The following is a 17,919-nucleotide window of genomic DNA, read 5'->3' on the forward strand; positions in this document are numbered from 1 at the left end:
CCACTCCTAATTAGAATTAAGAGTGGCTTTACTTCAATTAAAGCATAGATTTAAATTGAATATTTGGTTCTTGCTCGAAGCAATCATCAAAGCCACGTGGGTGGTGATACTCAATTAAGTCTTTATCGCGCGGATAAACATATTTACCACCAACTTCCCAAATAAATGGATGGAATTTGTATTGTAAGCGATCTTTACGCATACGCCATAAATCAATGATTTCTTGCGTACTTGCCATAAAGTTTGTCCAAATGTCGTGGTGTACTGGAATAATGACTTTCGCACGTAAACATTCCGCCATGCGGAGTAAGTCGATAGAAGTCATTTTATCTGCGATACCCACCGGGTTTTCACCATAGTTATTTAACGCTACGTCAATATCGAATTCTTTACCGTGTTTCGCAAATTGGATTGAGTAGTGTGAGTCTGCACCGTGATAGATATTACCGCCCGGTGTTTTGAAAACGTAGTTTACCGCTTTGCGACCCATTTCTTCGTCAGACGGGCATAAACCTTTTAATTCGCCGCCACGTTCTTCTGCACCTTCCACCGGTAAGGTCACTAAACAAGTACGGTCGAAAGAATCTAATGCGTGAATTTCTACGTCTTTAATTTTTACGACATCACCCGGTTTTACTACAATGATACGATCTTCCGGCACGCCCCATTTTTTCCATAATTCACCGCAGTGCCATGGACCAACAAATTTCACATGATTTAACTTAGGATTGTTTACGATAGCTGCTGCAACGTTTACATCAATATGGTCGCTGTGATAGTGAGACGCAAGAATAAAATCCACTTCGTTAATTGCAAACGGGTCTAATACCATCGGTTGCGCACGTAGATTCGGTTGTAATTTACGCACACCCGCCATATTCGCCATTTGATGACCACGCACCATATCTTTTACTTTTTTAGTAGACTTACCACGACTACACCATAAGTCCATACAAATGTTTGCACCTGCAGGTGTTTTAATCCACACGCCTACGCAACCTAGCCACCACATTGCGAAGTTACCTTCCGGTACCACTTCTTCTTCAATTTCTTCGTTTAGCCAAGTACCCCATTCAGGGAAGGTAGAAAGAATCCAACTTTCACGTGTGATTTCATTAACGTTCGCCATAGTAAACTCCTAGTTTGTGTAATAAGGAAAAGATGAAAGATTTAATCAAGTGCAATCATAAATAATCATATTTTTTTGTAAAACGCTTTTTGTTAAAAATGTGATCTACCTCTAATTTTTTCGTCGATTCTGCATAGATAGGAATTGTTCTTATTTTTCTTGTGTTTTCTGTAAAATTTAACAAACGGTTGCTTTCTAATAAAATCAATGAGTTATTTATTTTTGTGGTGGAAGGGGAGGAAAATGGATTATACATATTTTTAACAAATGAACACGAAAATCACGAAAATGAAAAATAAAATGTGATCTTGCTCACAAATAATCAAAAATAATCTTTTTTGAGGTGCAATAACTGTTTATCATTTGTTCTGTAGGTATAAATATGCCTATATATTTTAATCTTTAACTTAACCAATCTAAAAATAACGAGATCTTCCAAATCTCATCATTCTTACTCAACATATAAAAGAGAGGCTCACTATGGATACAGTAATGAGTATCTTTATGGCAATCAATGACCAGATTCTTTCGAAAGCGCCGTTGTTACTCGGTCTTGTCGCGTGTATCGGTTACATTTTCCTAAAAAAAGATTCAACTACCATTCTTAAAGGTACCATTAAAACGATCGTCGGTTTTATGTTGGTACAAGTCGGTTCAGGTACGCTTGTACAAAACTTTAAACCGGTTATTGAAGGCTTATCTAAATATCACAACCTAAAAGGTGCGGTGATTGACCCATATACAAGTTGGCAAGCCACAATGAGTACTATGGGGGATGCTTATGCGTATGTGGGCTATGCGGTAATTTTAGCCTTATTCCTTAATATCCTACTTGTATTATTCAGACACTTTACCGGTATTCGTACCATTATGCTTACCGGTCATATTATGTTCCAACAAGCAGGCTTAGTTGCAGTAGTGTTCTGGGTACTCGGCTCAAAACCGTGGGAAGTGGTTGTATATACCGCAATCATTATGGCGCTCTATTGGGGTATCTTCTCTAATATGATGTACCAAGCAACCCAACAAATTACCGGTGGTGCGGGTTTCTCTATCGGTCACCAACAACAATTTGCGTCTTGGTTAGCGGCAAAAGTTGCACCGAAATTAGGTAAAAAAGAAGAAACGGTTGATAAACTCAACTTACCTAAATGGTTACATATTTTCCATGATAGTATCTCTGCAACAGCAATCGTGATGACGGTGTTCTTCGGTATTATCCTGATGTCATTCGGTTTAGATAACCTACAACAAATGGCAGGTAAAACGCACTGGACAATTTACATCTTTGAAACCGGCTTAAAATTTGCGGTGGCAATCCAAGTTATCGTGCTTGGTGTGCGTATGTTCGTAGCGGAATTATCTGAATCATTCAAAGGGATTTCTGAACGTTTAATTCCAAATGCAGTATTAGCGATTGACTGTGCGGCAACTTATGCATTCTCGCCAAATGCGGTGGTATTCGGTTTCATGTGGGGTGCTATCGGTCAGTTTGTTGCGGTGGGCGGATTAATTGCTTATCAACAATTCGGTGGTGGTGACGCTTCAGCTGCGGTATTAATTATTCCGGGCTTTATCCCGATGTTCTTCTCTAATGCGACAATCGGTGTATTCGCAAACCATTTCGGTGGTTGGAAAGCGGTGATGAAAATCTGTTTCGTGATGGGTATTATTGAAGTACTCGGTTCTGCATGGGTAGTAAGTTTAATTACCAGCACAGAAGGTGGTGCAGGCTTTAACGGCTGGATGGGTATGGCGGACTGGGCGTTATTATTCCCACCGATTATCCAGGGTATGTTCTTTAGCCCGACCGGTGCAACTTTCGTATGTATCGTGTTAGCGCTTGTATATATGGCATTTGCGGGCAAACAATTACGTGCTGACGAAGCAAGAGCGAAAGCAGAAGGCAAAACCGTAGACCAATTATACGGTTTCGGTGAACCGGCGGAACAAGAAGCTGAACCGGCTCAGACTATGGAAAGCAATGTAGAAGGTGATGCAAAAGCGGTGCGTATCTTAGCGGTATGTGGTTCAGGTCAAGGTTCATCAATGATGATGAAAATGAAAATTAAACAATACCTTGATAAACGCGGTATTCCAAATGTGATGGATTCATGTGCGGTAACCGACCATAAAGGTAAAGTCGGTTCGGTAGATATCATCGTATGTTCTAAACACTTACAAAATGAGATTGTGGCCAATGATCATATCTCGGTATTAGGCGTACAAAATATGTTAAATCCGAATACCTTTGGTGAAGAGTTATTGGCTCTTATCAAAAAATATCAATAACCCTCAAGGCCACCTTCCAAGAAGGGAGGTGGTCACCTCGATTTAAACCTATCCAACTTAAAGGAAGTAAAGCTATGTTAAAAGAATCGCTTATCGAAAATAACTCAATCCTTTTAAATCAAAGTGCGGCAGATTGGAAAGCAGCGATTAAATTAGGCACAGATGTTTTAGAAAAATCAGGTGCGATTGAACCTCGTTATTACACCAGTATTATTGAAAATATTGAAAAAATGGGGCCTTACATCATTCTTGCACCGGGTCTTGCGATGCCGCATTCTCGCCCGGAAGAAGGTGTTATTAAAACCTCGTTCGCCTTAGTGACCTTAAAAGAGCCGGTTTATTTTGATGGCGAAGATGAGCCTGTTTCGGTATTTGTCACCTTAGCCGGTAGTGATTCGGATAAACATATGGAAGGTTTAATGGAAATTACCCAAGTATTGGATGATCCGGAAAGTGATACGGGAGTCGATTTAGCCAAAATCTTACGCTGCCAAACTAAAGAAGATGTTTATGCGGTGATTGATCAAGCGTTGGCTGGCTAGAAATTTCCTCTCTCTGCTTGTTTCGCTCAACGCTTTAACAAGCGGTCTCTCTCCCGCCAGCGGGAGAGTGGAATAAAGTACCATTTAAAAATTCGTAAAAGGAACAAAATATGTCAAAACCATTACTTCAAATTGCATTAGATTCATTAAGTTTAGAAAAAGCGGTTGCAGATGCAAAACAAGCGGAAAGTGTAGTAGAAATTATTGAGTGCGGTACGATTCTTGCCTGTGCAGAAGGGATGAAAGCGGTTTCAACTTTACGTGCGTTACACCCGAACCATATTATCGTATGTGACTTAAAAACCACGGACGGTGGGGCGATTTTAGCGAAAATGGCATTTGAAGCGGGCGCAGACTGGTTAACGGTTTCAGCAGCAGCACATCCGGCAACTAAAGCGGCGTGTAAGAAAGTAGCGGATGATTTCAATGCGGCACATCCGGAATTAAAAGTGAAGAAAGAAATCCAAATCGAAATTTACGGCAACTGGACAGTAGAAAAAGATGCGAAAGAATGGGTTGAATTAGGCGTAAAACAAGCGATTTACCACCGTTCTCGCGATGCGGAATTAGCAGGTAAGGGTTGGACGGCGGAAGACGTTGAGCTGATGAAACAACTTTCTGCACTCGGCTTAGAATTATCGATTACCGGTGGTATCGTACCGGAAGAAATTCATTTATTTAAAGAAATTAAAAATGCGAAGGCCTTTATTGCCGGTCGCGCTTTAGTCGGTGAAAAAGGAAAACAAACCGCCGAAGCGATTCGTGCTGAAATTGATAAATATTGGGCGTAATATTTAGTGTTGCGTTAAAGCATACAAGCGGTCGATTTGTGGAAATTTTTTGCTATGAATAACGCTTGTTCAAAGATTAAAACCCTCGTGCATCTATTCACGAGGGTTTTTATTTATATCTTATTTTGCAGCCAGAATTTCTTGACGAACAATCTCGGCCCCCGCGCTTAAGGCTTGCAATTTGCCACGGGCAACTTGGCGAGATAACGGTGTCATACCGCAGTTGGTACTAGGGTACAGTTTATCGGCATCAACGAACTGCAAGGCTTTTCTTAAAGTATCCGCCACTTGTTCTGGCGTTTCAATCTCGTTAGTAGCGACATCAATTGCGCCTACCATCACTTTTTTACCACGTACCAACTCGATTAAATCCATCGGTACACGAGAGTTCTGGCACTCTAAAGAAATAATATCGATGTTTGATTTTTGTAGTTTAGGGAAGCTTTCTTCATATTGACGCCATTCCGAACCTAATGTTTTTTTCCAATCGGTATTGGCTTTAATACCATAACCATAGCAAATGTGTACCGCTGTTTCGCATTTTAAGCCTTCGATGGCACGCTCTAACGCCGCAACGCCCCAATCGTTTACTTCATCAAAAAATACATTAAATGCCGGTTCATCAAACTGAATAATATCTACACCGGCTGCTTCTAATTCTTTTGCTTCTTGATTAAGAATAGTGGCAAATTCCCATGCTAATTTCTCACGGCTCTTGTAATGTCCATCATATAGCGTATCGATCATCGTCATTGGACCCGGTAATGCCCATTTAATAGGGCGGTCGGTATGAGCGCGTAAAAATTTAGCATCTTCAACAAAAACCGGTTTGGGACGATGCACTGCACCGACTACGCTTGGTACGCTGGCATCATAGCGGTTACGGATTCGTACAATTTCACGTTTGGTAAAATCCACACCCTCTAAATGTTCAATAAAAGTCGTCACAAAATGTTGGCGAGTTTGTTCACCATCACTCACAATATCAATGCCCGCTTGAATTTGTTCCTGTAATGAGATAAGTAACGCATCACGTTTTGCTTGCAGTAAATCATTGCCGGTTAATTTCCATTCTGACCATAATTTTTCTGGTTCGGCGATCCAAGAAGGTTTCGGTAAGCTGCCAGCGGTTGAGGTTGGTAATAATGTTTTCATAAAATTCTCTTTAACTCATTAAATTACTTCTGTTTTTGCCCAATTAGCCAGTAATTCACGATACGGTTTGATAAAGCATTCATTGGTAAATTCGCCTTGTTTAATCGCTAATTGCGTACGTTCTTCACGGTCATATTCAATGGTGGTCAATGAATAATCTTGGTAAGTTAAACTTGGTTGATATACTTGTCCTGCAACCGAGTTAGCATTGTAAATTTCTGGACGATAGATTTTTTGGAAGGTTTCCATTGTGCTGATCAAGCCGATTAACTCTAAATTAGAGTAATCGTTCAACAAATCGCCGGTAAAATAAAATGCATACGGGGCAACCGATTTGGGTGGCATAAAGTAGCGAACTTTCATTCCCATTTTCGCAAAGTAATCATCTGTTAATGAATAAGCATTTTGAGTATATTCCGTACCTAAAATAGGGTGGTGGTTAGTAGTTTGCGTATAAGTACGGGTACTCGCCACGCTTAAGCAGAATACAGGCGCTTTAGCCGAAATTTGTTGATAAGCTTTTGAATCGACTAATAATTTGAACAATTTACCGTGCAACTCACCATAATTAGCGGGCGCACTAAATTTTTCTTGGTTTTTATTATGGTTGATCAACCAGACACTAAAATCATAATCGCGTACATAAGATGAGAAACTATTGCCAACAATGCCATCAATACGTTGATTTGTGTGCTTATCCACAATGTAGGTTTTTAGCATTTCAATCGCAGGGAAATGTTCCTCTTGCCCTTCAATCACAATATCCGCAGACACAATTTCAACCTCAACCGCATAACGATCATTTTTCGGATTATCCCAATGAGCGAAATCATTAAAACGGTTATTAATCATACGTAAGGTATTGTGTAAATTTTTCTTACGATCTTCTCCTCGAGCGAGGTTGGCAAAATTTGTGGTTAAACGTGTGCTTTGAGCGGGGGCATAGTCTTCATCAAATCTCAGTGTTTTAATAGTGTAGTGAAATGGACTCATTATTACCTCTGTATTAAGCTTCATTGCTAATCGATAGAGGTAATCTATCTCATATTTGTTATGAATTAAAATGAAACATTTTCTTAACAAATATGAAATATATTCATAAATTATAAGCTTCATGAGTTAAGTGGATAATCGGCTATAATTAAAACAAAATGTATTTTTTGAATCACTTACTCATTTGGATTATGATACGACCAAATTCCTTGATGAAGGTGGCTAATATGAAACATTTTAAACTTACTTGTATCGCATTTCTTACGATGCTTTCCGCTTCGGCTCTTGCGAATGAAACCAATGATGCAGAGAACACTTGGGCGGACCAACAACGCAGTTCGATTCGTACTAAATTACACGATTGGTCAAACGGCATTAATGATTGGTTGGGTGAAACGGACCCAAGTAAACCGGCATCGGCAAGTTTACGTGTGATGTTAGACAATCAATGGAATAAGCATGATCGTTTTTCCTATAAACCGCGTGTGCGAGGCAAAATCAAATTACCGGTATTGAAAAAACATGTCAGCGTGGTATTTGGTGATGAGGATTTGGAAAACCAAGCACGTGATAAAAACCGTATTGGACAAAATTACCGTAATCTGCCTCGTGATCGTAATTATGACAGCCGCCAAGCTCGTAACGATAACGCATCTATCGGTTTACGTTGGTCGAATGAGATTAAGCGTTTAGGAATTGAAAGTGATTTGGACGGCGGTTTACGTTCGGGTGGTGATATCTTCGGGCGTTTACGTTTAAGTAAAACTTGGGAGATTACCGATAACTTCGGTACTCGCTTAGAACAAATTTATCGTTATGGTACCAATAGTAAACATTACCTCCGTACCAATTTAGAAAATCGTTATATTGATGGTGAAAACACCTTTATTATGAATCATTCTTTCTTGCAATATACGCATGATGTGGATGAAGAAACCAGGTGGGGCAATAGTTTGTATCGTCAGCATAACTTTGAACCGCTTAAACGTCTAAGTTACGGTATTTTTATGGGAGGACGTTTGGATAAGGGGTACTCAAAATTTAATTCCTATGGACCATTTATTAGTTATCGCCAACCAATTTTCCGCAATTGGGTATTTATTCAACCGGAAATCAGTTTTTATAACGATAAAGACAAAGACCGTAACCACTTCATTAATACCTTTATACGTTTAGAGGTTGTTTTTTAACTTTTTCCATATCAAGAAAAAGACTGCATAAAAATAATTATGCAGTCTTTTTTGTAAAGAAAACGGATTATTGCGCAAGCAATTCAGGTTTATCACCGTAAACAGGGACTAAGGTTTTCTCATAAGCCGCTTTTAATTTGCCGTTTGCTTTTAATTCGGCAATTTCTTTATTGATAGCATCTAACAGAGCTTGGTTGCCTTTTTGTACAGCTGGGGCGATTTGTTCCGTAGGACCGACACTGCCGATTGCCACGTCAAAAGTCGGGTTTTCTTTCGCCCACGCCCAGACTAACGCGTTATCGTGTGCTAATGCCACACCACGCCCGTCTTTAAGCGCATCAAAGGTTTCTGTGTTTTGGTCGAACTTTAACAGATTGATTTCAGGGTGATTTTTAGTGAAATAGGCATCGGCAGTCGTACCTTTATTGACTAATAAGGTTTTGCCTTCTAACTGTTTCAGATCGGTAATTAACGCCTCTTTCGGTGAAACGACACCTAACGCCACATTCATATAAGGAGCAGCAAAATCAACCACTTCGGCACGTTCCGGCGTTTTGGTAAAGTTAGCTAAAATCAGATCAACTTTATTCGATTTTAAATATTCAACACGGTTTGCCGCTTCGGTTAAGACAAATTCCACCTTATCCGGACTGCCGAGTAAATCATTGGCAATTTCTTTGGCAATTTCGATATCGAAGCCTTGGATTTTACCGTTTGCATCGACATAACCAAATGGTGGTTTATCGCCGAATACACCGATACGAATTACGCCGTTTTGTTTAATTTGCGCAATACTATCTTGAGAAGAAGATTGTGCGCTATTCCCATTGTCACATGCCGTTAAGGCAAAAGCGGCAATTGCGGTTGCCAGTAATGTTTTTAATGTTGTGTTCAGTTTCATAAAATACTCCTGTTTAAAATCATTGCTCGGCTAAAAGCCGTATTTTGTAAAATTTTAGCGAAATTGACCGCTTGCATATTGCAAATTAATAATCCATACCGGTTAAGAACTGTTTGGCTCGTTCGGTTTGCGGTTGACTAAAGAATTGATGCGGTGGCGCTTGTTCGATAATTACACCTTTATCCATAAAGATAATCCGATCCGCCACTTTTTCGGCAAAGCCCATTTCGTGGGTGACGATTAACATCGACATACCTTCTTCCGCCAGTTCCAGTACGACATCAAGCACTTCTCGCACCATTTCCGGGTCGAGCGCGGCGGTAATTTCATCAAGTAAAATCACTTCCGGATTCATACATAAGGCACGTACAATCGCAATACGTTGCTTTTGTCCGCCGGATAATTCTCGAGGGAAGGCGTTTTTTCGATCTAATAAACCAACACGGGCGAGTAATTTATCCGCTTGCGCCTCCACTTCTTGGCGTGAGCGTTTTTGCGCTTTGAGCGGGCCTAATAAAATATTCTCGATCACATTTAAATGAGCGAATAATTCGTAACTTTGGAACACCATACCGACTTTTTGGCGAGAGGCTTCCCAGCTTAAATCTTTGCCGAATTCACCGACATCTTGCATCACAATGCTGCCGCCTTGTTTTTCCTCTAAGCCGTTTACGCAACGTAGTAAGGTACTTTTGCCACAGCCGGACGGACCTAAAATCACCACCACTTCACCTTTGGCTAAGTCCAAATCTAAATTGGGAATTGCGACCGTTTCGCCATATTTTTTATGTAAATTACGGATAGAAAGTAACGCCATTTAGCTCTCCCATTTGTGTTCTAAGCGTGTTGCAAGTAGTGACAACGGATAACAAATCAGAAAATATAAAATAAAGATTAATCCATAGACAAAAAAAGAGGCGCTTGGGTTCGTCAATAACGCATTTTCAATGATTTGCTGTCCAACTTTAACCATTTCGATCACACCGATTAATGCGGCAAGCGAACTGGTTTTTACCATACGGGTAAACAGATTAATTGCCCCCGGTAATACACGGCGAGTACCTTGCGGTAATTCAATATATTGGAAAATCTGCCAACGATTTAAACCTAACGCTCGCGCAGATTCGATTTGATGTTTTTCAATCGAAGCTAATGCACCTCGTACTAAGTCGCCCATTTCGGCGATACCCCACAAGGTAAATACCCAAATACACACCCAGAAACCGCTGATATGCAGATTAAACCAAGTGGATAGCCCAAAGTAGAGCGCAAATAACCACACCAAAATCGGCACAATCCGAATAGTTTCTAAATAAAAGCGACAAACAGCACGCACTAAAATATTATTTGCTCGCATTAATAAGCCGAATAGTGTGCCGAATACCAAGGATAAACCGACCGAAATAAATGAAATCTGGGCGGTTAGCCATAAGCCTTGTGCGAGTCTAGCGGCATTTTGCCCTTCAAATAACCAATCAAACCCCATATTTGGCACTCCGTACTTTATTTTCAAAGTGGCGAGCTAGTAGTGAAATCGGCAATAAAATTACTAAGTAGCTGGCGAATAATAAGAACAAGGCTTCGTTGGTTTTGTAGTCCATACCGATAATATCTTTGGTGATAAACATTAATTCCGCCACAGCAACCGCACTGATCACGGAAGTTTCTTTAATTAAAAACAGGACGTTGGCACCGATAGCTGGGATGGATACCGCCCATGCTTGCGGAAAAATGACATAGCGAAATACTTGAAAACGGTTTAACCCAATCGCTTTTGCCGCCTCGGTTTGCCCTTTTGGTACTGCAAGTAAACCGGCACGTAACGCTTCCGCCATATAGCTTGCTCCAAGAAAAACTAATGCAATAATACCGCAGGTAAAACCGTCCCATTTAATGCCGATTTTCGGTAAGCCGTAATAAAGAAAGAAGAGTTGAATGAGCAGAGGAGTATTACGGGATAATTCGATATAACTGCGAGCTAACCGATTAAACGGTTTAACTTGATAAGCGGTAACAATGGCGATCAATAAGCCGAAGATCAACGACAACAAAATTCCCCAAAACGACAGTTGGAGGGTAATGATTGCCGCATCAATAAAGCGTGGGATCGCATGAACAACGTAAGACCAATTCATAGTAAATAGTAGGTGAGGTTAAGACAAAATGCTTAAAAAACTGATAAGGATTTTGGATCGAATTCAGCGGAAATGGAAAGGCTCAGAAGCTATTCTTTATAGCTTTTTGTTATGAAAAAGCCACCCAATTGGGTGGCTTTATTACTGAAATGAGAAGTTTGATTAGCGGTGCGGTTGTTCTAAAGGAATTTCCGCATCCGGCTCTTTGGTAATACGGTTACGTAAATCACGACGAATTACCTCAATTGTCCAGAACCAGAAGATATGACCGACTAATTCAGAAATGTGTTCGTATAAAGGCCATTCTGCAACAGGTGGTGTTAAACCTAATGCCGGGAATGTGATGTAGTGTACACAGATATTTGCGATGATACCTGCACCGATACCTTGCCAGAATTTGATTTTCGGGAACACTTCCGCTACTAAGCAGTAACCGATAGCAAACACTAATGAGAAAATCATATGTGTTACACCGATTGAGTTAAACGGGTGATCCGCAAAAGTAAATGCAACGGTGTTATAAGGGTCGATACCAATGTAATCACGTAAGAAAACTGCCGGTGGGTTTAAAACCGCACGTGAACATTGTGCTAATGCACCTTCCATCGCTAATGAACCTGAATTTAACGCATCTAAAACAGGTTGTGGACACGCTGCTTGGAATAAATCGATCGGGCTACGTGGTGGGAACGGATGTTCTGCACCCCATTTTACGAATGCTGAAATAATGCCGGCGATAATACCGATAAATACTGCTAAACCGTAACGACGACGATTAGGGTTAGTTTGTTCAAAAAGACCCATACTAATAATCCTATAAATGAAAATTAAGATGAAATTGATTTCTGAAATAGCATTTCAGAAATTACATATCATTTTCCGCCTAATTAATATAAATTGCAATCTAATTTACTGTGAAAGAAACCGCTTAAACGGAATTTTTTTAAGATTTAAAAAAATTCCGTTTATGTGTAATTTTAATGTTACTTGGTTGTTACAATTTTTTAACGTAATAGCATGACTTGCGGGATCTTATGTACACAATGGGCAACGACCTCTACTTCCGAACGATACCATTTTGCAACATTGGTTTGGCTTATAACTGCTTGCGGGCTGCCTTGTACTTGAATGGTACCTTCGGCTAATAGCATAAGTTGATCACCGTAAAGCGAAGCGAGGTTAAGATCGTGCAAAATGGCGCAAACACTTAACCCTCGTTCGTCACAGAGCTTGCGTAATAAACGCAAACAGTGTTGTTGGTGATGTAAATCGAAAGCGGAGGTCGGCTCGTCTAAAAACAATATTTTACCTTGCATATCAGGTTGCCATAGCTGTAATAATGCTCTCGCCAGTTGGATTCGTTGCTGTTCGCCACCGGATAAATAACGATATTGTTGTTTAAGTAAGGCATGGCATTCGGTTGCCACGACCACCTGTTCTATATCCTTATCGTGAATATGGCGCTGATAGCCGCCCATTCGGATCACTTCTTCCGCCAAAAACGGAAAGTTTATTTGGCTATGTTGCTGCATTACCGCTCGTTGGTTGGCTAATGCAAGCGGTCGAAAATCGGCTAAATTTTGCTGATTGAGCCGAATGTCGCCTGTGGTTGGCGGCAGATAACCGGCAAGCAATCGCAACAGGGTCGATTTGCCCGCGCCGTTGGCGCCGATTAACACACTGATTTCACCGGCTTTAAGCGAAAGATTTATCGACTGCAAAATCGTGCGCTCAGCAATTTGATAACTCAGATTTTTGGCGTTTAATACCTCAGATAAGCGGTCAAATTTGACATTTTTTTTGCAAATCATCGATTTTCCTTATATTTAATCACGAGCCATAAAAAGTAAGGTGCGCCAAGAAAGCTGGTCAGCATTCCTACCGGAATTTCCGCCGGTGCAACCATAGTACGTGCTAAGGTATCCGCCCATAACAATAGGATTGCACCACATACGGCGGAAGCGGGGATAACCCAACGATGATCCGCACCGAATTTAAAGCGTACCAAATGCGGAATCACTAAACCGATAAAGCCGATAGCACCGCTGACCGCTACGGCACAACCGACTAATAATGCACCGCTTAAGACCAACGCTTTTTTTAAACGTACGACATTCACGCCTAAATAATGTGCTTCTTCCTCGCCTAACTGCAGTAAGTTTAATGATCGGGCTAAGCTTAATGCAAAACAAGCAGTCGGAATCATCACACAACTTGCAACTATGAGCGGTTGCCATTGCGCTTGTCCAAGGCTGCCCATTGTCCATAAACTGAATTGGCGTAATTGTTGGTCATTGCTCACATAAGTCAAAATACCGACTAAAGAAAAACAGAGTGCATTAACCGCAATCCCCGCTAGCAATAATTTATTAACCGAAGCTTGCCCTTGATAACCTAACCAATAAATCAACGTAGCAACTAACATACTGCCGCTAAAGGCGACCAACATTGTGCCGTACAATAGCCATTGTTCCGGCAGAATATTCGGCAGCAAGATAAACAGTGCGACTGCTAAAGAAGCGCCGCTATTCACGCCGATTAATGCCGGATCAGCCATCGGGTTGTGAAACAAACCTTGAAATAAAGTACCGGCAATCGCTAGCCCGGCACCGACTAAGATCGCAAGTAAAATGCGAGGTAAGCGAATGTTTAACCAAATTTGCCACTGGCTATCGTCAAAAGTTAATTGCCACAAATCATGCCACGTAATCGAGAGTGCGCCGAGATTTGCGGCGATTATGCTACTTAATAAGAGCATAAAGATGCATCCGAATAACCAAATTGTTTTAGTCATGTCGCACCTGTTCGGCGGCTTGGCGCATTTTTAACAATTCGGTCGGTGTCGTTAGCGTGAAACCAAGAACGGCTAAATCATCTAGTACGATAACATTTTTCTTTTTAGCCGCAGGCGTTAGCGCCATACCGGGTAATGACCATACTTTATCGATCGAACCTAAACTCTCTAAGCTCATTTTTGTTAGTACCAATAAATCCGGACGTGCGGCGATGACACCTTCTTGTGAAATCGGCGAAAAACGAATGCTATTCTGCATAGCATTCGTGGCACCAATTAAGCGAATAATACTATCCGCCACCGTATTTTTGCCTGCCGCCATATAATTTGAACCCGCATGATTTAGGATAAATAAAATACGGACATCTAAAGGCGAAGTGGAAATCGCTTTCAGCTCATTTGCAAACTTTTCGGCTAATTTAACCGCTTGTTGCGGCTTGTTAACTAATTTTCCAACTCGTTGGATTTTTTGTATCACGCTTTCCGGTGTATATTCGAAAGGGACGCGTTCGACCGTCACCCCAGCACTTTTTAGTTGTTCAAAGACGACGGAAGGCTGGGCCACATCGGAACTGATCACTTTAGTCGGTTTTAGTGCCAAGATCCCTTCCACATTTAATTGACGCATATAACCGACATCCGGTAATTGTTGTGCGGCAAGCGGTGCGATACTAGTACTGTCTCGTCCGACAAGCGCCTGTTCAGCCCCCAATGCGTAGATAATTTCAGTGACATCGCCGCCAATGCTAACGATACGTTCTTGTGCCAGCGCCGGATTCAGTCCGATACAAGCGGTTAAAAAAGCCAAAAATTTTACCAGTTTCATATTGTTCTCCTGCTTGTTCCGCACTTAGAAACGAATTTCCGCACCGGCGGTATAGGTTCTACCACGTGCGGTATTACTGAATTTATATAGCCCGGTGTCATAGTCGTAATCTTCTTGAGTTGAAGAGTTATATGAATTAAGCGCATCCAGATAGTTTTTGTTCATCAAGTTTTGTACACCGGCTTTTAACGTCACGTGTCGGTTGATCTTATAGTTCGCGTAAAAATCAATGATCACCGGAATTTTCGGCAGTCTTTCAATTAACATTTTGCCGTCCGAATCAACACCTTCGATATGAACTCGATTCGCTTTACCGGTATATTTGAAAGTGGTGGCGAGCGTCAGTTTTTTCTCCAGTAATCGAGTGCCGAGTTCTAAGGTTGCATGATCTTTCGGTTGCACCGTATAAGATTCCGTACCAAACCCGCCGAGAATAATGGCACCGACAGAAGTTGGCTGCGTGGTTGCGCTACGAGTGTAGGAGAAATTGGTAAAGAATTGCTCTGCATCATAGTTGAGTTCCACTTCCCAGCCTTTGCTTTTTACTTTGTTTGGCGCATTCACATAAAGTTGAGCTTGCAAATCATCATCCGATAAGTTCAAGTCATTACATAAATGATTACCGCAACCGTAAAACGATTCTTTAAAGATATAGTCTTTAATATGTGAGTTAAAATAGACTACTTTTAGCCCTAACATATCGTTCTCGCTTAACAGTTTGTCTTGGGTAATGTTAAAGCCGACTTGGGCGGTTTTCGCACTTTCCGGGCGAAGAAACGGATTAACGCTTAAGCCATTACGACTGGTGTTGAATATTTCTTGAACATTCGGTGCGCGGGTCGTTTCAGCATATTCGATAAATGGTTCAAGCCAAGCGGTCACTTTTGCCGATAAATTTACCGAAGGATCGGCAGAGCTGTATTTTCGCTTCACATGTAAATGCCAAGAGGGGACGCAATAGATCGCATCATCAATATCGCATGCCGGTTTATCTCCGCTTAAACGATAGTGTGAATGGCTTGCGCCGGCTTTGAGGGTAAAAATGCCCGCCTCAAGAACACTATTCCAGTAGAACGATTTGATTCGCTGCTTGCCTTGCGGAGCAAAAGCCGCATTGGCGACCGCACCGCTGTTGTTACCGTTTTCATTTATCGGCAAGTCACGCACATATTTGTTATTGAATAGGTTAAAACCTAGCGCTAAATCCAATTTGCTATGCCCAAAATCAAATTTCGCGTTATTGTGAATATCGAATGTTCTTGCTCGGTTTAAGGTTGCCGCATCATCTAATGTCCATAAGGTTGCGCCTTGGTTGTAAACTTGAGTTGTTTTTGCATCCGATGCGAGTAGGTGTAAATTCAGCCACGGATGCGCATCGTATTTCGCTTCGAGCGCATTGGTGTAACTGTCGATTTCTCGTCCGGCTATGTTGTTATGATAAGCACGGCGAGAAACCTTTAATTCACTGTTCTGTTGCGGCTTAAAGGCAATTTTCGCTAAATAAGAACGTGGTTGTTGTTCTAATCCGCTAAGGTAGCTTGCCTCTTCTGAACGAGAACCGTCACCACGGCTATAGCTTTGAGAAAGTTTATGTTTACTCAATGCAAATAAACCGCTGAGACTACCGGCTTGTAACACATTGTCTTTGGCGGCAACGGCGATCATACCGTTGCGCCCTAAACCGTTCGAGCCGATATTCAGTTTGGTTAATGCACCGACTTTACGGTTTTCTAATAAAATGTCTTCCGCATCAAGGGTTTTAAAATTGGCACTACCCATTAATGCGTTTACACCGGCCGCACCGTCTGAATGCCCTTTCGCAACGTCAACACGTGTCAAAAAGTTTTGGTCGATTAATGCACCGAATTGACTCATCGGCCCGTTTCCCTCATGGAATTTTCCGCCGCCGTTTGCTGATGTACCGAGTTGCGTTTGTGGTACGCCGTCTACCATCATATTTACTCGCCCTAACCCGGTCATATTGCGAATATTCACGCTTACCGCACCTTGACCGGGATCGATTTGTGTATAAGCTCCGGCAATCGAACGTACTACGCTATCCAGATTCTGCATAGCATTTTCGCCGACACCTCGGCTGCTTGCCGCACCGGCTTTACCGTATGATTCGAAATTCGCATTAGTTTGGCTTTTTTCTAATACGTAAACCGGATCGAGTGCCAGATTTTGTTCCGTCGCCATACTCGGTAGGCTTGAGATACCGGCTAAACTACCGAGCAATAGTTGATTTAAACGATTTAATTTCATTCATTCTCCTTAGTTATTATGGTTGTTGTAAAAGTTACTCGGTAAACCAAACGTAATCGGCTTGCTGTAGCGTGACGGCTTCAGCTTCCGAACGTTGGCTTTTAAGCATTATTGAAATGGTTTTTGCTTTATTTTTGTGATCAAAGTCTTGTAAATGGAGCGGTACGGCTAGGTCTTTACGCACGTGATTATTACCCGCCACCAAGAGGGCATAAGCGGTCGAATTTTGCGTATTTTTTACCAACATTTCCGCCATACGGCGGTCACGAAATTGCTGTACGGTAACCGCTTTTTCTAAGATGTTCGGTGGTAACGAGTGATGCGCTTGAATCAGTTGCGCCAATTGCATTCGTACTTGTGGTGTAACAGAAATTGAGCCTCGTAACGGCTGCGCTCCCGCATATAAGGTCTTTACTTCAGTTTCAGTTAAATTAGCGGCAATTAACGGTATCGTTGAAGACAAACGGCTAATGATTAAGTCTTGATATTGATGCCAATCCCAGTGCTTCCAGCCGATTTGTGCCGGAACTTCTTCGGCTAACAATGTTGTTTGCTGTTGTTGCAATTGATTGATTTTTGCTTGTTGATCGACCGACAGCATTTCTAATATCACTGCGGCAAGCGGTCGTTTTTGCGCTAATTTTTGCACCAGATAAGTTTCGATTTGGTGATGCACGGGCTGGTTATGTTCTTCGCCGATTAACACATAAGAATAGGCGGGAAGTTTTTGCAATAACTCAGATAAGCGGATCGGTTGTTGAGTCTTCAAATCAACGATGTTGCCAAGTGAATGTAATTGTTGTTCTGAAAGTGGTTTATGAGCGCAACCAAATAAAAAAATGCTCAAAATGAGCAATAATGAAAATTTCTTTAGCATATAAAATCATTTTTATAATAATAAAAATG

The 17,919-nt window shown here is 41.4% G+C and carries 17 protein-coding genes; 4 read left to right on the forward strand and 13 right to left on the reverse strand.

Translation table 11 applies throughout. The annotated features are described in order from the left end of the window. Window positions 1-37: 37 nt before the first annotated feature. Window positions 38-1,129 carry an L-ascorbate 6-phosphate lactonase gene (gene ulaG / locus EL121_RS06065; RefSeq protein ID WP_018651501.1) on the reverse strand — a complete coding sequence of 364 codons (1,092 nt, stop codon included), beginning with the start codon at window positions 1,127-1,129 and terminating at the stop codon, window positions 38-40. Window positions 1,130-1,609: 480 nt separating this feature from the next. Between ulaG and EL121_RS06070 the strand changes: the two genes are divergently transcribed. The 3 genes from EL121_RS06070 (at window position 1,610) to EL121_RS06080 (ending at window position 4,754) form a co-directional block, all read left to right on the forward strand. Next, window positions 1,610-3,421, forward strand: a complete 1,812-nt coding sequence (locus EL121_RS06070) for a PTS ascorbate-specific subunit IIBC (protein ID WP_039198402.1) — start codon at window positions 1,610-1,612, stop codon at window positions 3,419-3,421. A 74-nt stretch (window positions 3,422-3,495) separates the two neighbouring features. Continuing rightward, on the forward strand, window positions 3,496-3,963 hold the full coding sequence (locus EL121_RS06075) for a PTS sugar transporter subunit IIA (protein ID WP_039198403.1): 468 nt from the start codon (window positions 3,496-3,498) through the stop codon (window positions 3,961-3,963). A gap of 110 nt (window positions 3,964-4,073) precedes the next feature. After that, a complete protein-coding gene (locus EL121_RS06080) occupies window positions 4,074-4,754 on the forward strand; it encodes a 3-keto-L-gulonate-6-phosphate decarboxylase UlaD (RefSeq protein ID WP_018651504.1) in 681 nt (226 codons plus the stop codon). Window positions 4,755-4,874: 120 nt separating this feature from the next. Here the strand turns inward: EL121_RS06080 and EL121_RS06085 are convergent, their stop codons facing one another. Together EL121_RS06085 and EL121_RS06090 are read right to left on the reverse strand one after the other, a co-directional pair. After that, the gene (locus tag EL121_RS06085; protein WP_039198405.1) at window positions 4,875-5,909 is read right to left on the reverse strand and encodes a methionine synthase; all 1,035 of its coding nucleotides are present in this window, start codon (window positions 5,907-5,909) and stop codon (window positions 4,875-4,877) included. Window positions 5,910-5,927: 18 nt separating this feature from the next. Further along, complete coding sequence (locus tag EL121_RS06090; protein ID WP_039198407.1) at window positions 5,928-6,902, reverse strand: putative oxygenase MesX; 975 nt, start codon at window positions 6,900-6,902, stop codon at window positions 5,928-5,930. A 227-nt stretch (window positions 6,903-7,129) separates the two neighbouring features. Here EL121_RS06090 and EL121_RS06095 point away from each other — a divergent pair, with 227 nt between their 5' ends. Further along, window positions 7,130-8,092: a hypothetical protein gene (locus tag EL121_RS06095; protein WP_039198409.1), complete on the forward strand. Its 963-nt coding sequence runs from the start codon at window positions 7,130-7,132 to the stop codon at window positions 8,090-8,092. Between the two features lie 67 nt (window positions 8,093-8,159). Here the strand turns inward: EL121_RS06095 and EL121_RS06100 are convergent, their stop codons facing one another. From EL121_RS06100 to EL121_RS06145, 10 genes are all read right to left on the reverse strand, one after another. Continuing rightward, a complete protein-coding gene (locus EL121_RS06100) occupies window positions 8,160-8,993 on the reverse strand; it encodes a cysteine ABC transporter substrate-binding protein (protein ID WP_039198411.1) in 834 nt (277 codons plus the stop codon). Window positions 8,994-9,078: 85 nt separating this feature from the next. Further along, window positions 9,079-9,810 carry an amino acid ABC transporter ATP-binding protein gene (locus EL121_RS06105; protein ID WP_039198412.1) on the reverse strand — a complete coding sequence of 244 codons (732 nt, stop codon included), beginning with the start codon at window positions 9,808-9,810 and terminating at the stop codon, window positions 9,079-9,081. Further along, window positions 9,811-10,479 (reverse strand): amino acid ABC transporter permease, encoded by a 669-nt coding sequence (locus EL121_RS06110; protein WP_039198414.1) that lies wholly within the window; start codon window positions 10,477-10,479, stop codon window positions 9,811-9,813. After that, window positions 10,469-11,128 carry an amino acid ABC transporter permease gene (locus EL121_RS06115; protein ID WP_039198417.1) on the reverse strand — a complete coding sequence of 220 codons (660 nt, stop codon included), beginning with the start codon at window positions 11,126-11,128 and terminating at the stop codon, window positions 10,469-10,471. The genes EL121_RS06110 and EL121_RS06115 overlap by 11 nt, the downstream gene beginning before the upstream one ends. Window positions 11,129-11,290: 162 nt before the next feature. Further along, window positions 11,291-11,932 carry a YagU family protein gene (locus tag EL121_RS06120; protein WP_039198418.1) on the reverse strand — a complete coding sequence of 214 codons (642 nt, stop codon included), beginning with the start codon at window positions 11,930-11,932 and terminating at the stop codon, window positions 11,291-11,293. A gap of 200 nt (window positions 11,933-12,132) precedes the next feature. Beyond that, window positions 12,133-12,939, reverse strand: a complete 807-nt coding sequence (locus EL121_RS06125) for a heme ABC transporter ATP-binding protein (RefSeq protein ID WP_039198420.1) — start codon at window positions 12,937-12,939, stop codon at window positions 12,133-12,135. After that, window positions 12,936-13,922 (reverse strand): FecCD family ABC transporter permease, encoded by a 987-nt coding sequence (locus EL121_RS06130; protein ID WP_039198422.1) that lies wholly within the window; start codon window positions 13,920-13,922, stop codon window positions 12,936-12,938. The genes EL121_RS06125 and EL121_RS06130 overlap by 4 nt, the downstream gene beginning before the upstream one ends. Next, window positions 13,915-14,748: a heme/hemin ABC transporter substrate-binding protein gene (locus tag EL121_RS06135; protein WP_039198423.1), complete on the reverse strand. Its 834-nt coding sequence runs from the start codon at window positions 14,746-14,748 to the stop codon at window positions 13,915-13,917. Before EL121_RS06135 ends, EL121_RS06130 begins: the two co-directional genes overlap by 8 nt. Before the next feature lie 24 nt (window positions 14,749-14,772). Further along, window positions 14,773-17,013 (reverse strand): TonB-dependent receptor domain-containing protein, encoded by a 2,241-nt coding sequence (locus EL121_RS06140; protein ID WP_081978381.1) that lies wholly within the window; start codon window positions 17,011-17,013, stop codon window positions 14,773-14,775. Between the two features lie 34 nt (window positions 17,014-17,047). Beyond that, the gene (locus tag EL121_RS06145; protein WP_039198424.1) at window positions 17,048-17,890 is read right to left on the reverse strand and encodes a ChaN family lipoprotein; all 843 of its coding nucleotides are present in this window, start codon (window positions 17,888-17,890) and stop codon (window positions 17,048-17,050) included. Window positions 17,891-17,919: the final 29 nt, after the last annotated feature.

It is taken from the genome of Actinobacillus equuli (assembly GCF_900636745.1).
GTDB classification, from domain to species: Bacteria; Pseudomonadota; Gammaproteobacteria; order Enterobacterales; family Pasteurellaceae; genus Actinobacillus; species Actinobacillus equuli.

What these genes read in the sequence shown, in the direction of transcription:
- ulaG (WP_018651501.1), bottom strand. Translation starts at nt 1,129, where the DNA reads ATGGCGAACGTTAATGAAATCACACGTGAAAGTTGGATTCTTTCTACC.
- EL121_RS06070 (WP_039198402.1), top strand. Translation starts at nt 1,610, where the DNA reads ATGGATACAGTAATGAGTATCTTTATGGCAATCAATGACCAGATTCTT.
- EL121_RS06075 (WP_039198403.1), top strand. Translation starts at nt 3,496, where the DNA reads ATGTTAAAAGAATCGCTTATCGAAAATAACTCAATCCTTTTAAATCAA.
- EL121_RS06080 (WP_018651504.1), top strand. Translation starts at nt 4,074, where the DNA reads ATGTCAAAACCATTACTTCAAATTGCATTAGATTCATTAAGTTTAGAA.
- EL121_RS06085 (WP_039198405.1), bottom strand. Translation starts at nt 5,909, where the DNA reads ATGAAAACATTATTACCAACCTCAACCGCTGGCAGCTTACCGAAACCT.
- EL121_RS06090 (WP_039198407.1), bottom strand. Translation starts at nt 6,902, where the DNA reads ATGAGTCCATTTCACTACACTATTAAAACACTGAGATTTGATGAAGAC.
- EL121_RS06095 (WP_039198409.1), top strand. Translation starts at nt 7,130, where the DNA reads ATGAAACATTTTAAACTTACTTGTATCGCATTTCTTACGATGCTTTCC.
- EL121_RS06100 (WP_039198411.1), bottom strand. Translation starts at nt 8,993, where the DNA reads ATGAAACTGAACACAACATTAAAAACATTACTGGCAACCGCAATTGCC.
- EL121_RS06105 (WP_039198412.1), bottom strand. Translation starts at nt 9,810, where the DNA reads ATGGCGTTACTTTCTATCCGTAATTTACATAAAAAATATGGCGAAACG.
- EL121_RS06110 (WP_039198414.1), bottom strand. Translation starts at nt 10,479, where the DNA reads ATGGGGTTTGATTGGTTATTTGAAGGGCAAAATGCCGCTAGACTCGCA.
- EL121_RS06115 (WP_039198417.1), bottom strand. Translation starts at nt 11,128, where the DNA reads ATGAATTGGTCTTACGTTGTTCATGCGATCCCACGCTTTATTGATGCG.
- EL121_RS06120 (WP_039198418.1), bottom strand. Translation starts at nt 11,932, where the DNA reads ATGGGTCTTTTTGAACAAACTAACCCTAATCGTCGTCGTTACGGTTTA.
- EL121_RS06125 (WP_039198420.1), bottom strand. Translation starts at nt 12,939, where the DNA reads ATGATTTGCAAAAAAAATGTCAAATTTGACCGCTTATCTGAGGTATTA.
- EL121_RS06130 (WP_039198422.1), bottom strand. Translation starts at nt 13,922, where the DNA reads ATGACTAAAACAATTTGGTTATTCGGATGCATCTTTATGCTCTTATTA.
- EL121_RS06135 (WP_039198423.1), bottom strand. Translation starts at nt 14,748, where the DNA reads ATGAAACTGGTAAAATTTTTGGCTTTTTTAACCGCTTGTATCGGACTG.
- EL121_RS06140 (WP_081978381.1), bottom strand. Translation starts at nt 17,013, where the DNA reads ATGAAATTAAATCGTTTAAATCAACTATTGCTCGGTAGTTTAGCCGGT.
- EL121_RS06145 (WP_039198424.1), bottom strand. Translation starts at nt 17,890, where the DNA reads ATGCTAAAGAAATTTTCATTATTGCTCATTTTGAGCATTTTTTTATTT.